Annotated in this window: 16 protein-coding genes; 12 read left to right on the plus strand and 4 right to left on the minus strand. The window is 60.4% G+C overall.

Features of this window, described 5'->3' with window-relative positions; all coding sequences use genetic code 11:
• The 8 genes from ACWR1S_RS28000 to ACWR1S_RS28035 form a co-directional block, all read left to right on the plus strand.
• Nucleotides 1-783 (plus strand): beta-ketoacyl-[acyl-carrier-protein] synthase family protein (locus tag ACWR1S_RS28000; RefSeq protein WP_454565769.1); only part of this gene is annotated, 783 nt, incomplete at its 5' end.
• On the plus strand, nt 780-1,988 hold the full coding sequence (locus ACWR1S_RS28005) for a beta-ketoacyl synthase N-terminal-like domain-containing protein (RefSeq protein WP_454565770.1): 1,209 nt from the start codon (nt 780-782) through the stop codon (nt 1,986-1,988). The genes ACWR1S_RS28000 and ACWR1S_RS28005, both read left to right, overlap by 4 nt.
• A 54-nt stretch (nt 1,989-2,042) precedes the next feature.
• Entirely contained in the window at nt 2,043-4,913 is a 2,871-nt protein-coding gene (locus ACWR1S_RS28010; protein WP_454565771.1) for an aminotransferase class III-fold pyridoxal phosphate-dependent enzyme, read from the plus strand.
• 9 nt (nt 4,914-4,922) lie between these two features.
• Nucleotides 4,923-5,660, plus strand: coding sequence for a 3-oxoacyl-ACP reductase family protein (locus ACWR1S_RS28015; RefSeq protein WP_454565772.1), 738 nt, complete (start codon nt 4,923-4,925; stop codon nt 5,658-5,660).
• A complete protein-coding gene (locus tag ACWR1S_RS28020; RefSeq protein ID WP_454565773.1) occupies nt 5,657-6,421 on the plus strand; it encodes an SDR family NAD(P)-dependent oxidoreductase in 765 nt (254 codons plus the stop codon). The genes ACWR1S_RS28015 and ACWR1S_RS28020 overlap by 4 nt, the downstream gene beginning before the upstream one ends.
• A 2-nt stretch (nt 6,422-6,423) precedes the next feature.
• Nucleotides 6,424-7,722: a DUF1302 family protein gene (locus tag ACWR1S_RS28025; RefSeq protein ID WP_454565774.1), complete on the plus strand. Its 1,299-nt coding sequence runs from the start codon at nt 6,424-6,426 to the stop codon at nt 7,720-7,722.
• 59 nt (nt 7,723-7,781) lie between these two features.
• On the plus strand, nt 7,782-8,618 hold the full coding sequence (locus ACWR1S_RS28030; RefSeq protein WP_150705838.1) for an outer membrane lipoprotein-sorting protein: 837 nt from the start codon (nt 7,782-7,784) through the stop codon (nt 8,616-8,618).
• A 33-nt stretch (nt 8,619-8,651) separates the two neighbouring features.
• On the plus strand, nt 8,652-11,267 hold the full coding sequence (locus tag ACWR1S_RS28035; RefSeq protein WP_454565775.1) for an efflux RND transporter permease subunit: 2,616 nt from the start codon (nt 8,652-8,654) through the stop codon (nt 11,265-11,267).
• Nucleotides 11,268-11,336: 69 nt separating this feature from the next.
• Here ACWR1S_RS28035 and ACWR1S_RS28040 read toward each other — a convergent pair whose 3' ends face one another.
• The 3 genes from ACWR1S_RS28040 to ACWR1S_RS28050 form a co-directional block, all read right to left on the minus strand.
• Entirely contained in the window at nt 11,337-11,747 is a 411-nt protein-coding gene (locus ACWR1S_RS28040) for a MerR family transcriptional regulator (RefSeq protein ID WP_100846316.1), read from the minus strand.
• Between the two features lie 198 nt (nt 11,748-11,945).
• A complete protein-coding gene (locus tag ACWR1S_RS28045; RefSeq protein WP_108226484.1) occupies nt 11,946-12,521 on the minus strand; it encodes an NAD(P)H-dependent oxidoreductase in 576 nt (191 codons plus the stop codon).
• A 55-nt stretch (nt 12,522-12,576) separates the two neighbouring features.
• Complete coding sequence (locus ACWR1S_RS28050; RefSeq protein ID WP_454565776.1) at nt 12,577-13,458, minus strand: LysR substrate-binding domain-containing protein; 882 nt, start codon at nt 13,456-13,458, stop codon at nt 12,577-12,579.
• A gap of 216 nt (nt 13,459-13,674) precedes the next feature.
• Here ACWR1S_RS28050 and ACWR1S_RS28055 point away from each other — a divergent pair, with 216 nt between their 5' ends.
• The gene (locus ACWR1S_RS28055) at nt 13,675-14,439 is read left to right on the plus strand and encodes a sulfite exporter TauE/SafE family protein (RefSeq protein WP_454565777.1); all 765 of its coding nucleotides are present in this window, start codon (nt 13,675-13,677) and stop codon (nt 14,437-14,439) included.
• On the opposite strand, the gene ACWR1S_RS28060 is transcribed toward ACWR1S_RS28055, so the two are convergent.
• Nucleotides 14,429-14,743: a putative quinol monooxygenase gene (locus ACWR1S_RS28060; RefSeq protein ID WP_331694301.1), complete on the minus strand. Its 315-nt coding sequence runs from the start codon at nt 14,741-14,743 to the stop codon at nt 14,429-14,431. The genes ACWR1S_RS28055 and ACWR1S_RS28060 overlap by 11 nt on opposite strands.
• A 186-nt stretch (nt 14,744-14,929) precedes the next feature.
• On the opposite strand from ACWR1S_RS28060, the gene ACWR1S_RS28065 reads away from it, so the two are divergent.
• The 3 genes from ACWR1S_RS28065 to ACWR1S_RS28075 all read left to right on the plus strand — a co-directional run bounded on the left by ACWR1S_RS28065 (nt 14,930) and on the right by ACWR1S_RS28075 (nt 17,537).
• On the plus strand, nt 14,930-15,520 hold the full coding sequence (locus tag ACWR1S_RS28065; protein ID WP_077570944.1) for an NAD(P)H-dependent oxidoreductase: 591 nt from the start codon (nt 14,930-14,932) through the stop codon (nt 15,518-15,520).
• 108 nt (nt 15,521-15,628) lie between these two features.
• Nucleotides 15,629-16,540: a LysR substrate-binding domain-containing protein gene (locus ACWR1S_RS28070; protein ID WP_454565778.1), complete on the plus strand. Its 912-nt coding sequence runs from the start codon at nt 15,629-15,631 to the stop codon at nt 16,538-16,540.
• Between the two features lie 103 nt (nt 16,541-16,643).
• Complete coding sequence (locus ACWR1S_RS28075) at nt 16,644-17,537, plus strand: NAD-dependent epimerase/dehydratase family protein (protein ID WP_454565779.1); 894 nt, start codon at nt 16,644-16,646, stop codon at nt 17,535-17,537.
• Nucleotides 17,538-17,613 lie beyond the last annotated feature (76 nt).

The following is a 17,613-nucleotide window of genomic DNA, read 5'->3' on the forward strand; positions in this document are numbered from 1 at the left end:
ATCAGCAGTGCCTGTGCCGGTGCATCGCAAGCCATTGGCAATGCCTTTCAGATGATTCGTCGCGGCGAAGTCAGCGTAGCGCTGGCGGGTGGCGCCGACTCGGTGCTCAACCTCGACACCATGGCGGCGTTGTATCTACTCGGTGCTGCGTCCGGCGAGCAACGCTGGGGCGCTGATCTGTGTCGGCCGTTCGATCGTGACCGCAGCGGTCTGATTGCCGGCGAGGGCGGCGGTTTTGTCGTCCTCGAAAGCCTCGAACATGCCTTGGCCCGTGGCGCGACACCCTACGCCGAAGTGCTCGGTTTCGGCAGCAGCCTGGACGCTTATAAAGTCACTGCACCGCAACCCGAAGGACGTGGTGCGGCACTGGCGATGCAGGCCGCGCTCGACGATGCCGGGCTACGCCCGCAGCAGATCGATCTGATCAACGCCCACGGCACCTCGACACCGCTCAACGACGTTGCCGAAACCCTCGCGATCAAAAGTGTGTTCGCTGAGCACAAGCACTATCAAGCCTTGGCGGTCAGCGCCAACAAATCACAGTTCGGTCACCTGATCGCAGCGGCCGGCGCACCCGAATGCATCGTCACCGCGTTGGCCTGCCTGAATGATCTGGTCACACCAACGGTGAACCTGCATGACGCCGACGAACAGTGCGATCTGGATTACTGCGCCGGTCAAGCCGTCAGCCGCCGAGTGGATTACGCGTTGAGCAATTCCTTCGGTTTCGGTGGCCTCAATACCTCGCTGGCCCTTGGTAAATATCGGGAGCAAGGACAATGACTGACGCCACTGTACGTATAGCCATCACCGGCAGCGGTTGTGTCTTGCCCACCGGCTGGGGCGTTGAGGATTTCTGGTCGGCGGCCCGCGAAGGGCGTAGCGCGATTTCGCCCCTGAACTCGTCGCTGTTCCACAGCGAGCGGGTCACCGCGTTCGGGCATATCGCTGATCGAGATCATCAACGTAGCCGTCAGGACGTTGCACAAAACCTCCAGCGTTACTGCCCGCCGGCGGTGATCTGGGGCGTCAGTGCGGTGCGCCAGGCGTTGGCCGAGGCCGGGCTTGAACCGGGCCGCGACAACGTGCGTTTTGGTCTCTATTGCTGCCAGGGCGGTTACACCCATCCGTCGCTCGCGTCTTACGGCGAACTGTTGCACGAGTGTCAGACCGAGACCGGTGCCGACATGCAGCGTCTGGCCAAACGCGTGTTGCAGGAGCGCGCGCTCGATCCGTTTCTGGTCCTCAAAAGCCTCAGCAACGGTTTGCTCGGGGTGGTCAGTCTGGCCTTGAAACTGGAGTGTGAAAGCAACGCCTACATGCAAGGCGTGGCCGGCAATCTGGCGGCACTGCGCGAAGCCTGCGCCGCGCTGCAAAGCGGTCGAGTGGATGCGGCCATTGTCGTCGGCGCCGGCAGTGAGCTTGATCCGCTGGCGCTGGCTGCGCTGGCCGAAGCGGGGGTGATCAGCACCGACGGTTCGCCAAGCCTGCGCGCCTTCGATCGCCAAGGCAGTGGCGGCATTGCCGGCGAAGGCGCGGCCGCGCTGGTACTGCGCCGCGCCGATGATCTGCCGGCAGGCCCGCAAACCTGCCTGACCGCGCTGTTCGCACATCCGCGTCTGGACTCGCTGAACCTGCCGGACAAACAGGTGGATCTGCTGATCAGCAGCGCCACGGGCGATCCGCACAAGGATGCCGATCTGGCCCGCACGCTGGCGCGAACCGGCGCCGCGCACATCACCAGCAGCACACCGCTGACCGGCATGCTCAGTGGTGCACCGAGTCTGGTTGACCTGATCTTTGCCCGGCAGGCCTTGCAGGCGCAAAGCATCCCGCCGGTCAGTGGCCTGGAGCAACCGCTGGATGCGCACCTGCCGTTTGTGATCGGCGGGCCACGCGATGCCGTGCTCCACGATTGCCTGGTGATCAACCGCGACGACAACGGTTTCAGCGCCGGTTACCAACTCGAATTTCACGCGGCCGACTGATCGTCGGCACGCAACGAAACGCATCTGATTTTTTACTTAAGGGATAGCACTGTCATGGATTACCGCGATTACGTACGGCCGAAATTCGTTGAATTGATGCAGGCTCTGGGCCTCGAATGCCAGTTCCACCGAGCGCTGGGCAGCAAACTGTTTTACCGCGACCGCCAGGGCGAGGAGGTGACCGTCACCGACTTCCTCGGTGGTTACGGCGCCGCGTTGTATGGTCACAACGACCCGCAGTTTGTCGATCAGCTCGTCGACCTGTTACGTGCCGATGTGCCGTTCAACGCGCAGATGTCGGTGCGCGGTGCGGCGGGGCAGTTGGGCCGTGAGCTCAGTGAAGCGTTCAACCGTGAGCTGAACAACAGCGAACGCTACATCTCGACCTTCTCCAACAGCGGCGCCGAGTCGGTGGAAATCGCCGTCAAGCACGCCGAATACCGTCGTCAGAAAAACCTGCAGAAGCAATTCGACGAGCGCGATTTCGCCCTCGCCAATCTGGTCGCCAGCGACAAGGCTTACGTCGAACTGGACAGCGACGATCTCGATTTGCCAGCCGGTCTGCTGCCGCAGAATCTGTCCTGCGTCACCGTGCGCCAAGTGGCTGAAGCGGTGCGCCAGCACAACCTGGCGCAACTGCATGTCGAGCCGGTGTTCCTGGCGGTGCGCGGCAGCTTCCACGGCAAACTGGTGAACACCGTTCAACTGACCTATGGCAAGCAGTACCGCAAGCCGTTCGCCCGTTTCGGCCTCAACGTCGAGTTCATCGACCCGCAGCAACCCCAGCAATTGCAAGAGCTGCCGGCCCGTCATATTCGTCACTGGCTGAGCCTGGAATGGAGCGGCGAAACCCTGCAGGTGCGCCGCGAAGCATTCAGCGCGATCACGGCGGTATTGCTGGAGCCGATTCAGGGCGAAGGCGGGATCAACGAGTTCGCCAATGAGTTCTATCTCGGCCTGCGGCGCCTGTGCAACGAGCAGCAATGCCCGCTGATCATCGATGAAGTGCAATCGGGTTTCGGCCGCACCGGCACTTTGCTCGGTGCCAGCCATTTCAACTTGCAGGGCGATTACTACTGCCTGTCGAAAGCGCTCGGCGGTGGCTTGATGAAGATTGCTGCGACGGTGATCCGCGCCAGCCACTACGAAAACGACTTCAGCTACATCCACAGTTCGACCTTTGCCGAAGATGACGCGTCCTGCCATATCGCCCTGTCGGCCCTGCGCCGTCTGTTCGAGAACGACAGCGCGATGCTCAAGGACGTGAACAAGAAGGGCGAGTACCTCAAGGCTTCGCTGCTGGAACTCAAAGCAGCGTACCCGGACGTGATCGCCGACGTGCGTGGGCGCGGCTTGCTGCTGGGCTTCGAACTGCACGACCTGACCGGCACCAGTTCACTGGTTCAGGCCTCGGCGCAGTACAACGATGCATTGGGCTACATCATTGCCGGCTACCTGCTGCAATTCGAATCCTTGCGCGTGGCGCCGTCGGGCAGCAACGCCAATGTGATCCGTCTGGAACCGCCGGTGTGCATCACCTTTGCGGAAATTGACGGGTTGATCGCTTCGCTGCAGAAAGTCTGCGACATGCTGCGCCGCCGCGATGCCTTCCCGCTGGCCGCCGGTGTGTGCGCCGACAGCATCGCTGACGTGCCGGCGCGCGAGGTCAGCTACAAGGAGACTGAAACCCGCCCAAAGTCTGACGAGAACGTGCGCGTGGTGGCGCGCGTGGCGTTCATCAACCATCTGATTGATTCGGACATGCTCAGCGACGTCGATCCTTCACTGTCGACCCTGAGCGCAGAACAGAAACGCGAGTTCATCAAACGCATGGCCCCCGAGCGCCGTGCCGCGCCGATCGGCCCGGTGCAGATTCGCTCGAAACTCGGCACCGCCGTGGAATTCACCCTGTATCCGCTGTGCATGGATTCCGATGCCATGGCGGCGTACATCGCCAGCGGCGATCTGCAAACCATCCGCGAAGAAGTCGGCAATCGCATCAAGGATGCCCGCGCCGATGGCTACACCGTGGCCGGTCTGGGCATGTACACCTCGATCGTCACCAACAACTGCCAGGCGCTGCAGATCCCCGACATGGCGCTGACTTCCGGCAACGCCCTGACCATCGGCATGGGCCTGGAAGCCATCGAGCAAGGCTGTAAGCAGCAAGGCCTTGAGCTGGGCGAGCAGACCGCTGCAGTGGTCGGTGCGGCGGGCAACATTGCGTCGACCTACGCCTCGCTGCTGTCGACCAGCGTCGAGCACCTGATCCTCATCGGCAGCGGCCGCGACGGTTCCCTGCGTCGTCTGGAAAAAACCGCCCAACAGATTTACGCCGAAGCCGCCCGCGCGATTCTCAAGGGTGTCGCCGAACACGATCGCCTCGCCCGTCGTCTGCAACAAATTGACGGCATCGATGGGCTGTTGCAGGCCCATGGCAGCAGTGCCGATCTAGGCCTGCGCGTGGCGAAACTGGTCGAAGAACGCTTGGGCGCGAACGCTTTCATCACCGTCAGCAACGATCTTGATGTGCTGAAGCAGGCGCGCATTGTGCTCTGCGCGGCGAACGCACCGCAGCCGTTTCTCTTTGCCGAACATTTCGCCGAAAACAGCGTGATCTGCGACATCGCCGTGCCGCTGAACGTCGACCAGAACCTCGCCAGCCAACGCAGCGACGTGCTCTACATGCACGGCGGCATCGTGCAGACGCCGCTGGGTGATGGCCTGGTGAAAAACGTTCGTGCCTATCTCAAGCAAGGTCAGTTGTACGCGTGCATGGCCGAGTCGGTGCTGATGGGCCTGTCCGGGATGAAACAGCACTACTCCTATGGCGACATCAGCCGCGAGCAAGTGCAGCAGATTCGTGCACTGGCGGCGACTCACGGCTTCAGCCTCGCGCAGTTCAAAACCGACAACTCGCTTTAAGGAACGGTCATGCCGAATAAAGTAGCAGTGGTGACCGGTGGCAGTCGTGGCATCGGTCGGTCGATTGTCCAGACCCTGGCTGGGGCGGGTTATCAGATCGCGTTCAGTTACGTACGCGATGAAGTCGCGGCGATGGCCTTGCGCGATGAAGTTCAGGCGTCGGGCATCGATTGCCTGGCATTGCAGTGCGATGTCAGCAGCGGCGACAGCATCAAGGCGTTTTTCGAGCGGGTCGATCAGCACTTCCAGCGTATCGATCTGTTGGTCAATAACGCCGGCATCACCCGCGACGGACTGCTCGCGACGATGTCGGCGCGTGACCTGGTCGCGGTGATCCAGACCAACCTGATCGGCACGATGCTGTGCTGTCAGCAGGTGGTGCCGGGCATGTTGCGCCAGCGCAGCGGTTGCATCGTCAACATCAGTTCGGTGGCGGCGCAGAAGCCCGGCAAAGGTCAAAGCAACTATGCCGCCGCCAAGGGCGGGGTCGAATCGTTGACCCGTGCTTTGGCGGTGGAGCTGGCGCCGCGCAACATTCGCGTCAACGCGGTCGCCCCGGGCATCGTCAAGACCGAGATGAGTACGGCGCTGATCGGCAGTCAGGAGGAAGAAATCCAGTCGCGTCTGCTGATCAAACGCTACGCGGAACCTGAAGAAATTGCCGAAGCGGTGCTGTACCTCGCCGATCGCGGTTTGTACCTGACCGGGGAGGTCCTGTCGGTCAACGGCGGGTTGAAAATGCCATGAGCCGGACCATTCTGATCACCGGTGCGGCCAAAGGCATCGGTCGCGCGGTCGCCGAGAACTTTGCTGCCGACGCCGACAATCGTTTGATCCTGCTGGATCTCGATCTGGCCGAACTGCAGCGTTGGGTCGATGAGCAACAGGAGCAGATCAAGGCGCGAGTCGAAACCCATGCGGCGAACATTGCCGACCTGCCGGCCATGCAAGCGTTCTTCAAAACCCTCGGTTCGCAAGTCGAATACGTCGATGTGCTGGTCAACAGTGCCGGCATTTGCAACGAGAACGAGCCGGAAGATCTGCACAACTGGCACAAGGTGATTTCGGTCAACCTCAACGGCACGTTCTACGTGACCTCGCTGTGTCTGGCGCTGATGCCTGACCGTGGGCGAATCATCAACATGTCGTCGATCCTCGGCCGCGCCGGCAAGGTGCGCAACACCGCGTACTGCGCGTCCAAGCACGGCATCGTCGGCATGACCAAGGCGCTGGCGCTGGATCTCGCTTCGCGGCAGATCACCGTCAACGCGATTCTGCCAGCGTGGATCGATACGCCGATGTTGCAGGGTGAACTGGCGACGCAAGCGGCGATTGCCGGGTTGACCCAGGAGCAGATCGTGCGCAACGCGAAGAAGAAACTGCCGATGCGCCGTTTCATCCAGAGCGAAGAAGTGGCGGCGATGGTGCGTTACCTGGCCAGCCCCGAGGCTGGCGGGGTGACTGCCCAGAGTCTGGTGATCGATGGCGGTGTCGGGTTGGGAATGTAGCGATGCCTCGATTTCACAACAGTCACATTGTGGGTGCGGTGTGGGCGTGTATGGCTGCGCCCGCCGCAATGGCCGAGTTTACCGTCGCTGATCTGAAGCCCGATTACGCCGACGGTGAAGTCGGCGTGGCCACAGCCATGCGCCTGCACGGCGACGATCAGGTCACGCAAAAAGCCGTGTATTTCAAGGCCAACCTGGAAGACAACTGGGAGGGCGGTTACTACAAGGCCAAGGGCCGCGTGCGTTATGACGCGCGCTATGACGGCAACAATCCGTACAGCGAGCGGGCGCGGGACAAGTACCGTTTCGACGCCGATTGGCGGCACCTCTACGTCGGCCATTCGCTGGGTGACGGAGAGGTGACGGTGGGCTGGCAGCAAGTGGTCTGGGGCCGCGCGGATGAATTGCGCGTGCTCGATCAGATCAACCCGCTGGACTATCGCGATGGTCTGACGCCGCTGCTCGAAGACAGCCGCATCGCCGTGCCCATGGTGCGTTTTGCGCAACCGGTGGGCGAGTGGGAACTGGAGGCGCTGTGGATCACTGACTTCGTGAAAAACCAGGCGCCGGTCGAGGGCAGTGAATTTGCCGCGCCACTGTTTGCCGCGCCGGACCCGCAGTATTTCCTGCTCGATTCCAAGCCCGGCTATGACGGCGACAAGGGCTATTCCTATGGCCTGAGCGCCAACGGCCGGATCGGCGCGGTGGACACCAGTTTTGTCGCCTTGAGCGCGCGTCAGCAGGACCCGGTGTACGCGGTCGAAGGCCTCGCCGATGACGGCCGCACGCGGCTGGAACGGCAGTTTCCCCGTTACACCATGGGCGGTGCCGGGCTGGCGATCGACGCCGGGCACAGCATCGTGGTGCGCAGCGAGGTCGCGTATTTCGACAACTGGCGAGTGACCAATCCGACCCGCGCCTACGGTGCCGACAGCACGCCCATGGTCAAGTCGCTGCTGGGTGTCGACTACCTGTTGCGCGACTGGCTGATCTCCGCGCAGTGGCAGGAACAAGTGCTGCTCGACTGGCAGGACGGCATGTTGCAGGACAAGCGCGAACCGCTGTTCACCCTGTCGGCCGAAGGCACCCATTGGCAGGACCGCCTCAAGAGTCGTCTGGTCGCTGCTGCCTCACCACCGTTTCAGGACAACGCCTTGCTGCAAGGCATCTTCACCTACAAGCCGGTCGACTACATCAAGCTCGGCCTGGAAGTCGACGTGTTCTTCGGCAAGCCCGAAAAGACTTTTGGCGAGTACAGCAAGCGCGACCAAGTGCGGCTGTCGGCCGGTTATCTGTTCTGACCCATCACGCCTGCCGCTCTCGTGCGCAGGTGCATTTATCCAACGAAAAGGAAGTTGTTATGTTGCCGTTTTTGAAAAGTCTGACCGCCGCCGCATTGATCCTCGGTAGCGCCTGCGCCAGTGCCGCCGAGGCTGGTAATGCCGATGAGATCATCCGTCAGGTACGCGATCGCAATGACGGGAACAGCTTCATGTCCCAGGTTTCGCTGATCCTGCATGACAAGAAAGGCAATACCCGGGTTCGCGAGTTCACCTACTTGCAAAAGGATTACCCGGACAGCGACAAGTTCAGCATGTACTTTTCCGCGCCGACTGACGTGCGTGACGTTGCCTTCCATATCGAAAACCCGCACGAAACCCTCGGCCTGGAAGACAGCCAGTGGATGTACTTGCCGGTCAGCCGTCAGACCCGCCGCATCTCCACCACCGACAAGCGCGGCTCGTTCATGGGCAGTGAGTACTCGTACGCCGATCTGGACAAGATCCGCGTCAAGGACTACTCGCAGAAACTCGTCGGCGAAGAACAGATCAAGGGCCGCGACTGCTACGTGATCGAGCGCGAGCCGGCGTCCCCCGAGGTGCTGGCCAAGACTGGTTACAACAAGCTGAAGGTGTGGATCGACAAGCAGAACTTCCTGGTCATGCGTCAGGATTTCTTCGACGTCAAAGGCGTGTTGATCAAGCAGATGCGCACGCAGAAAGTCGCAACCATCGACTCGATCGACAGCATCGTGCTCAGTGAGACCGAGCACTTTATCGACGGCACTCGCTCGGAAATGCGCTTCAACCAGTTGCAGTACAACGTCTCGCTGGAAGACCGCCTCTTCACCCAGACCGCCATCAAGCGCGGGCTGAAAACCGGTGACCTGCCGGACTTTGCCGTGTCTGCCCGCTAAGCGCCGACCCCGACCACCTGGAACCGCATGATCATGGAAAGATATCTGAATTTCGTCGAGCGCTATGCGCGGGCGATTGTTTTCCTGCTGGTGGCGATTACGGCGTATTTCACTTATACGCTGGGCGCGCTGGTGTCCGACACCAACCCTTACCTGCTCAAGGAAAGTCACCCGGCGCGCAAGACCATCATCGATTTGCAGGGTGAGTTCACCGGCACGTTCGACTCGGTCATGGTGGCGCTGAACAACCCGCAAACGGTGTTCAACAAATCGACGCTCAACGCGCTGTTTTCGATGTCGCAATCGGTGCGCAAGATGATCCTGGCCAACGATGCTGACAAGGATCAACTGGCGCAGATCGTCGCCCGGCATGCAGACGACAGCCGTGCGCAGTTGTTGACCCGGGACATTCTCGAAGGTGGTTTTTCGCAGAACGATTACGCCAACGCCAAGGCCTTGCGTGATCATGCCCAGAGCCAGAACTGGGATTCCCATGATCAGCTGTTCCTGACCTTTCTCGCCGAGCGGATCAACCCGATCCGCGAAATGGCCTCAATGGGCGACCTGGAAAACATCGTCCTGACCGACGACGGCGAGCTGTTGATCCACAAAACCCTGAATGCCTATGACATGGACCCGGCGCTGGTCGAGTCGCAGATCATGGGCAACGAGTTGATGGTCGACGGGGTGGTGTCCAGGGACAAGAAAGTCGCGATGCTGGTGGCCGAACTCGGCACCAAACAGGACGACGCTCAGGCGCAGCTGCGGGCTTATCAGATCGTGCGCAGCATCGTCGCGCAATATCAGGCGGAGCATCCGGAGTACAAGGACGAAATCTTCATCGCCGGCATGCCGATCTTCATCGCCGCGCAGCAGGAGATCATCGATCACGACCTGGCCGTGCTGTTCCCGATCGTGTTTTTGCTGATTACCTTGCTGCTGATTTTCTTCTTCCGCAAACCGCTGGGTGTGCTGTTGCCGCTGTTCAACATTCTGTTCTGCACCATCTGGACCTTGGGCCTGATGGCGCTGCTGCGGGTGCCGTTCGACCTGTTGACCAGTGTGCTGCCGGTGTTCCTGTTCACCATTTGCTGCTCGGATGCGATTCACGTGATGGCTGAATATTACGAGCAGAAAAACGCGGGCAAGAGCAATCGCGAGGCCAACCGCGAAACCCAGCGCCTGATGGTGGTACCGGTGGTGTTGACGACCGTAACGACCATCGCCACGTTCATGATTTCCACCACCAACAACATTGTCAGCATCCGCAATTTCGGCGTGTTCATGTCGATCGGTCTGACCGCGGCGCTGATCATTTCGCTGTTGCTGATTCCGGCGTGGATCGCGATCTGGGGCAAGGATCAGCCGCAGCAGGCCAAGGCTGAGGTGCACCAGGAATCGATCATCTCGCGGTATCTGGTCGCGTTCTGTGCCTGGATGATCCGCTTTCGCAAACCGATCCTGATGGTCATTCTGCCGCTGCTGGCGCTGGCCACGGTGTTCACCTTCCGCGTCGATATCGAAGACTCCGGCATTGCTTACTTCAAGCCGGAAAGCCACATTCGTGTGTCCGATCAGTTCATCAACCACGCCAAAGTGGCGGGCACGGCGCCGGGTTGGATCGCGATCGACAGCAAAGAGCCGCGCGGCGTGCTGACCACCGAAGTGGTGCAGTTCATCGACAAGCTCGACCACTTCATCAAACAGCAGCCGAACGTCAGTTATGGCTACTCGCTGGCGACTTACGTCAAGCGCATGAACCTGGTGCTCAACGACATGAACCCGGAGTATCTGCGGGTGCCGAATGCCGTGGAGAAGGTCACGTCGGTTAATGACGACGGGCAGGTCGAGCAGTTTGAAGTGCCGGGCAATTCGCTGATCGAACAGCACGTGATGCTGTTTGAAAACGGTGGCGGTTCGGACCTGAACAACGTGCTCAACGCCGATTTCTCCAAGGCCTTGACCCTGTACACCATGACCTCGTCGGTCGCCAGCGACTATCAGGGCATGCTCGACCGCCTCGATGCCTGGCTGCTGGTGAACAAACCGGCCAACCTGGAAGTGACCCACGCCGGCACGCCGTTGATCTGGACGGGCGTGCTGCAGGAAATCACTCAGGGCCAGGTGCTGAGTTTTTCCCTGGCCTTGCTGGTCGTCACGTTGATGATGATGTACTGGCTGAAATCGGTACGCCTCGGTGTGCTCGGCATGTTGACCTTGCTGACCACGTCGGTGACGGTCTACGGCTTCATGTTCCTGTTCGGCATCGAGCTGAACATCGGCACGACGCTGGTGACGTTCCTGGTGGTCGGCGTGGTCGATTACGCGGTGCACCTGCTGTCGCGGATCAAGTTGCTGGTGCAGCAAGGCATTGAAATCGACGCGGCCATTTTGCAGGCGATGCACAGCGTCGGCCGCTCGACGGTGATCAACGTGGTGATCTTCTCCGTGGGCTTCATGGCGCTGCTGTTTTCCGACTTCAAGCCGATTGTCGATCTGGGCGCACTGGTGGCGATGGCGCTGTTTTCCAGCGGGGTCATGACCATTGTCCTGGTGACGCTGGTATCGCCGTGGTTCTTTGCGGCGATTGCGCCGGTGCATGCGCCGGTTCAAGCACTGCGCACAGAAGGGGAGGCGGTACCGGGCTGACTCGCCAACGACCGGGCGCGCCTGCCCTGAGACGACAGGCGAACCCGGTCATGCGGCGCAGCAGGGTTTTCAGTTCAGGGTAGTGCCCGGGTTTTTTTCGCCATAACGGGCGATGCGTTCGAACTGACATTCCTGTCGTGCATCGTTGAGGTTGTTTTCGAACGCTTCGAGGCCGTCGTGCAACTGCTGCAAATCGCCGATCTGGGTCACCAGTTCGGCTTTTTTTTCGGCAATGGCTCGTTGCGCCATGTCCCACGGGAATTCGTCGCCGCGGTAGTTGTTGAGGATCACCTGCAGCTCTTTGAGCTTGAAGCCCAGTTGCTGGGCGCACTTGATGAACGTCAACACCTCGACACTTTGCTGGCTGTAGATGCGGTATTTGCCTTCACGCTTGGGCTCGGGCAACAGGCCGATTTCTTCGTAATGGCGAATGCTTTTGACAGTGGTGCCCGACAGCTGGGCGGCTTTGCCGATATACATAAGGTCCGTCTCGATGATCAAACATAGCTAGCGCGATCAGGCGTCATGCCGGATCGGCGGCGATTATATGTCCAATACCATCGGAAAATTGCAACTGCGCGTAAATGACGTGCACAGGCGACGGACGGGCTCGTGAAGGAAACCCGAAGAGGCACTGACGGCGGCGGGTGCGCCGTCAGTTGAAGCGGCTGGAAAACCTTAGACGGCGGCGGTCACGCGCGCCTTTTCCAGCCAGGCATCGCGCTGGTTTGGCTTGGAGCCAAGGATCGGCCCGAAGGTCAGCGTCTTCAGTGGCTTGATGCCGCAGAACTCCAGCGTGGTCTTGCGCATCTGATTCAGCCCCGGCATGCCATAGATCCATTTGTAGTACCAGTACGGCGTGTCCATGGTCACCAGCAAATGCGCGGTGCGGCCCTTGAGCAGCTTGTCGGGGAAGGCTTTGCCTTCGCGGTATTTGAAGGCGAAACCCGGCAGGAAAATCCGGTCGACGAAGCCTTTCAACAGTGCCGGAATCCCGCCCCACCAGATCGGATAGACGAATGTCAGGTGCTCGGCCCAAGTGATATCGGCCTGGGCTTGCAGCAGGTCCGGCTCCAGTGGCTGCACCTTGTTGTAGCCTTCGTGCAGGACCGGGTCGAACTCCAGCGCATCCAGACGCAGCAGCCGCACGTCATGCCCGGCGTCCTTGGCGGCCTGAACATAGGTGTCACTCAATGCCCCGCAAAAGCTGTCGGTGGAGGGGTGACCCAGTATCACGAGCATTCGTTTGCTCATCGTGTGTACTCCTGAAATGAAGCGCACAGGATAGAGTCTGCCCCTAGCGGTAGAGTCAAGGCACTAGCGCATCAAACAAGGCGCGGGCGTAACCGGGCAGGTGGTCGAAGTCCCGCGCGCACAGTTGCAAGGTGCGATGGGCCCAGACTTCGTCCAGCGGCCGGCACGTTACCGAGTGCACAGCCGCCCAGCGCTCGATAGCCACCTTGGGCACGATGGCCAGCCCCGCACCTCGCGCCACCATGCGCATGACGCCCTCAAAGCCATCGGCACGGATCCGGATCGACATGCGCTGGCCGATGTGCAGCGCTTGTTCCTCCAGGTGAATCGCCAGCGCGCTGTGGCTGCCAAGCGCCACATAGTCGTGCGCCAGGGTTTCACCAAACGTCAGCGACGCCTGACTTGCCAAAACATGCTCAGGGGGCAGGATCAGCACCAATGGATCGTCGCGGAAGGGCCGGGTTTGCAGACCGTGGGTGTCGACCGCATCGGAAACAATCCCCAGGTCCGCCGCGCCCTGGCGCAAGGCGTGGGTGATGCGCGCGCTGGGCAGTTCCTGCAAGTCGATGTCGAGATTGGGATGATCGCGCAGGAAGTCCGCGAGTACTTCCGGCAGGTATTCGGTGATCGCCGTGGTGTTGCACAGCAAGCGCACCTGACCTTTGACGCCTTGGGCGTATTCGGCCAGATCCTGCTGCAGGCGTTCGGCCTGTTGCAGGAGGATGCGCGCATGCTGAGCGAGGGCTTTTCCGGCGGCCGTCGGTGTGACGCCACGGCGACCGCGTTCGAGGAAATCGATGCCGAGCGAGGCTTCCATGGCGCGGATTCTGGCGCTGGCGGCGGCCAGGGATAAATGGCTGCGGACGGCGCCGGCGGTGATGTTGCCGGTGTCGAGGATGTGCAGGTAGAGGCGCAGGTCGGTGAGGTCGAAGTGCATGAGGACAGCCTCTGGTTTTAGGGGGTTCGGGCTGGCCCCTTCGCGAGCAAGCTCGCTCCCACAGGGAGTTGTGTACGACACACATCCAATGTGGGAGCGAGCTTGCTCGCGAAGGGGCCAGAGGCTTCAAAGAAAATATCAGCCTCTTGTCAGGGCAGAGGCACCCTCAGTATATGGCAGATTTTCAGCCAACCCCGACTGGCGCACAGTAGCGCCATGCACACACTCACAGACTTCTATCAACACCTCGGTCTGGCCTTGTCTTTGCTGGTCGTGATGACCTTCATTCTCGCCGGCCTGATCAAAGGCGTCATCGGTCTCGGCCTGCCCACCGTTGCCATGGGCCTGCTCGGTCTGGCTATGGCACCGTCGCAGGCAGCCGCGTTGCTGATCATCCCGGCAACCCTGACCAACGTCTGGCAATTGGCATTCGGCGGACACTTGAAAGGTCTGATCAAACGCTTGTGGTCGATGCTGCTGATGATCTTTCTCGGCACGGGCATCGGCACAATGTGGATCGGCATGGCAGGCGGGCATTGGGTGGTGCGCGGACTCGGCGCGGCACTGTTGCTCTACGCGTTGAGCGGATTGTTTTTGCCAACGCTGAGCATATATCCGCGCCATGAACGCTGGCTCGGCCCGGCGTGCGGTTTGATCACCGGTGTCATCACCTCAGCCACCGGCGTCTTCGTGATTCCGGCGGTGCCGTACCTGCAAGCGCTGGGCTTGAATCGCGATCAACTGGTGCAGGCACTGGGCCTGTCTTTCACCGTTTCGACGCTGGCATTGGCCGCTGGATTGCTCTGGCGCGGCGCCCTGAGTGGCGGCGAACTGAGCGCTTCGCTGCTGGCGTTGATCCCGGCCATTCTCGGCATGTTGCTTGGCCAATGGCTGCGCGAGCGCATCAGCGCCGTGTTGTTCAAGCGGGTGTTCTTTATCGGTATGGGCGCGCTCGGCGCCCATCTGTTGATCAGCGGTTAGCCGAAGCCTCGCTGAGCATTTCAATCTGGCGGATATCAAAATCACGCTGCAGATAATCCATGCGTCGCTCGAAGAATGCCTTCATGTGCGGCAGGTTCGAGTGCACATCCAGGTGCGCTTGCGATGCCCAGATCTCGTAGAAGATAAACAGCGTCGGATCTTCCTTGTCGCGCAGCATGTGGTACTCGATACAGCCCGGCTCGGCGCGGCTTGGCTCGACATAAGCGCGAAACAGCGCTTCGAAGGCCTCGGCTTGTTCCGGGCGGGTCTTGGCGTGCAGGATAAAACCCAAGCGTTCACTCATCACAAAACAACTCCTCAAATACAGATGGCTGCGAATCCTATTGCAACAATCGGTGTTTGATTCGTGCTTTTCAGTCAAATGTATTTTGCGCAATCACGGCTTATTCCGCGCGAGGCGGATCGCTAATCTGCCGCCATTCCAGTTTCCCTTCTCCATCCAGCCCACTGGCTGCGCCGAGGCTTTCTCATGAAAAAAGTGCTGTTGCTCAATGGCGGTAAAAAATTCGCTCACTCCGACGGTCGCTACAACACCACCCTGCACGAAGCTGCGCTGAGCGTGCTCGATCGTGGCGGTGTCGATGTGAAAACCACGTTCATCGACGAGGGCTACGACGTCGCCGAAGAGGTGGCGAAATTTCTCTGGGCCGACGTGATCATTTATCAGATGCCAGGCTGGTGGATGGGCGCGCCATGGACGGTGAAAAAGTACCTCGACGAAGTCTTCACCGAAGGCCACGGCAGCCTCTACGCCAGCGATGGCCGCACCCGTTCCGACGCGTCGCAGAAGTACGGCAGTGGCGGTCTGATTCAGGGCAAGCAATATATGCTGTCGCTGACCTGGAACGCACCGCAGCAAGCCTTCGATGACCCTACTGATTTCTTTGAAGCCAAAGGCGTGGATGCGGTGTACTTCCCATTCCACAAGGCCAACGAGTTTCTCGGTATGACCGGGTTGCCGACGTTCCTCTGTGTCGACGTGATGAAGCGTCCGAACATCGAGGCCGATGTGGCGCGTTATGAGCAGCATTTGACCGAGGTGTTTGGTCTCAAGGCCTGAATGGTTTCGGGCTACTATCGGTGGTAACAGCAAAAGATCGCAGCCTGCGGCAGCTCCTACAGCGCGTTGCAGTCATCTGCGATCTTGGCGATTTCAAAGAGGACACCCGTGAAAGCCAGATCCGATGAGTTGCAGATTTTCGTCTGCGTGATCGAATGCGGTTCGATTTCCGCCGCCGCCGAGCAGGTCGGGCAGACGCCATCGGCGGTCAGCCGCACGTTGTCGAAGCTGGAAGCCAAGCTCGACACCACGCTGATCAACCGCACCACGCGGCGCATGGACCTGACCGAGGAGGGCAAGTATTTCTTCGAACAAGCCAAGCTGATTCTTGATCAGATGGAGCAACTCGAAGAGCGTCTGTCTTCTCGTCAGCAAACCCCCTCCGGGCGCTTGCGGATTAACGCGGCATCGCCGTTCATGCTCCACGCAGTGGTCCCGTACATCGACGAATTCCGCCGCCTCTATCCGGACATCCAGCTCGAACTCAACAGCAATGACCTGATCATTGACCTGCTGGAACAAAGCACCGACATCGCCATCCGCATCGGCACCCTCGCCGACTCGACGCTGCACGCGCGCGCGCTCGGTTGCAGTCCGCTGCTGATCGTCGCCAGCCCGGCCTATCTGGAAAAGTACGGCGCGCCGCAGCAAGTGGCGGACTTGAGCGAACACACCTTGCTCGGCTTCACTCACAACGAAGGCCTCAACCAGTGGCCGCTGCGCTATGTGCACGGTGATCGTTGGCCGATCACCCCGGCGATCAGCGCCTCCAGCGGCGAGACCGTGCGGCATCTGGCGCTGGAAGGGCAGGGCATCGCCTGCTTGTCGCACTTCATGACTATCGACGACATTCGTGCCGGGCGCCTGAAAGTCCTGCTCGGCGAATTCAACAGTGGTTATCGCCAGCCGATCAACGCCGTGTACTACCGTAACTCGCAACTGGCGCTGCGCATTCAATGCTTCCTCGACTTCATCCAGAGCAAACTCGCCGCGTACGCCAGCGCCGACTTCAAGGGCTGATTCGTGACCTCTGCGCAAGAGTGAATTGGGTGAGGGCGGGTTTTTCCCTCGGACCCACAGGCCGATACTCGTCCCATCACTTACTCACGCAGGGAGTTACTCCATGAACGTATTCGTTACCGGCGCTGCCGGTTTTATCGGCGGCTCGATCGCTACCGGTCTGGTCCAGGCTGGGCATCAAGTCACCGGTCTGGTGCGCAGCCCTGAACAGGCTGATGAACTGAAAGCACTGGGCATCACCCCGATCATTGGCACTCTCGACGACAAAGCACTGCTCGCCGAACACGCCCGCGCTGCCGACGCAGTTATCAACGCCGCCAGCAGTGACCATCGGGGTGCAGTCGAAGCCTTACTCGACGCGTTGCGCGGTTCCAACAAAGTCTTCCTGCACACCAGCGGTTCGAGCATTGTTGGCGACGCATCGGGCGGTAAGTCCAGCGACGTCATCTATTTCGAAGACAACCTGCCGGAACCAACCGTCGACAAGGCCGCCCGCGTGGCCATCGACAACCTGATCCTCGCAGCGGCGAAGGACGGCGTGAATTCGGCAGTGATCTGCAACACGCTGATTTACGGCCACAGCCTGGGCGTCAACCGCGACAGCGTGCAATTGCCACGGCTGCTCAAACAGGCACGCAAAAGTGGCGTTGTGCGCCACGTCGGTACCGGCCAGAACATCTGGTCCAACGTGCACATCGAAGACGTCGTCGCCCTGTATCTGCTGGCGCTGACCAAGAACGTCCCGGGCACGTTCTACTTCGTCGAAAGCGGCGAAGCCTCGTTCATCGACATGACCACCGCCATGGCTGAAGCACTGAACCTGGGCCAACCACAAGACTGGCCATTGAAAGACGCTGAAGCCGAATGGGGCTATGAAATGGCCAACTATGGCCTCGGCTCCAACAGCCGAGTGCGCGGCAAACATGCCCGTGAACTGCTGGGCTGGGCACCAAAGCGCACATCGGTGGTTGAATGGATTCGTAACGAAATGGTGTGATGGGTGTTTAAGCCCCGCCGGGCTTTGTGATCACCCTTTAGAACGGCTGCCATCGGGCAGCCGTTTTCGTTTCGGG

This window comes from Pseudomonas sp. AIG (assembly GCF_977020205.1).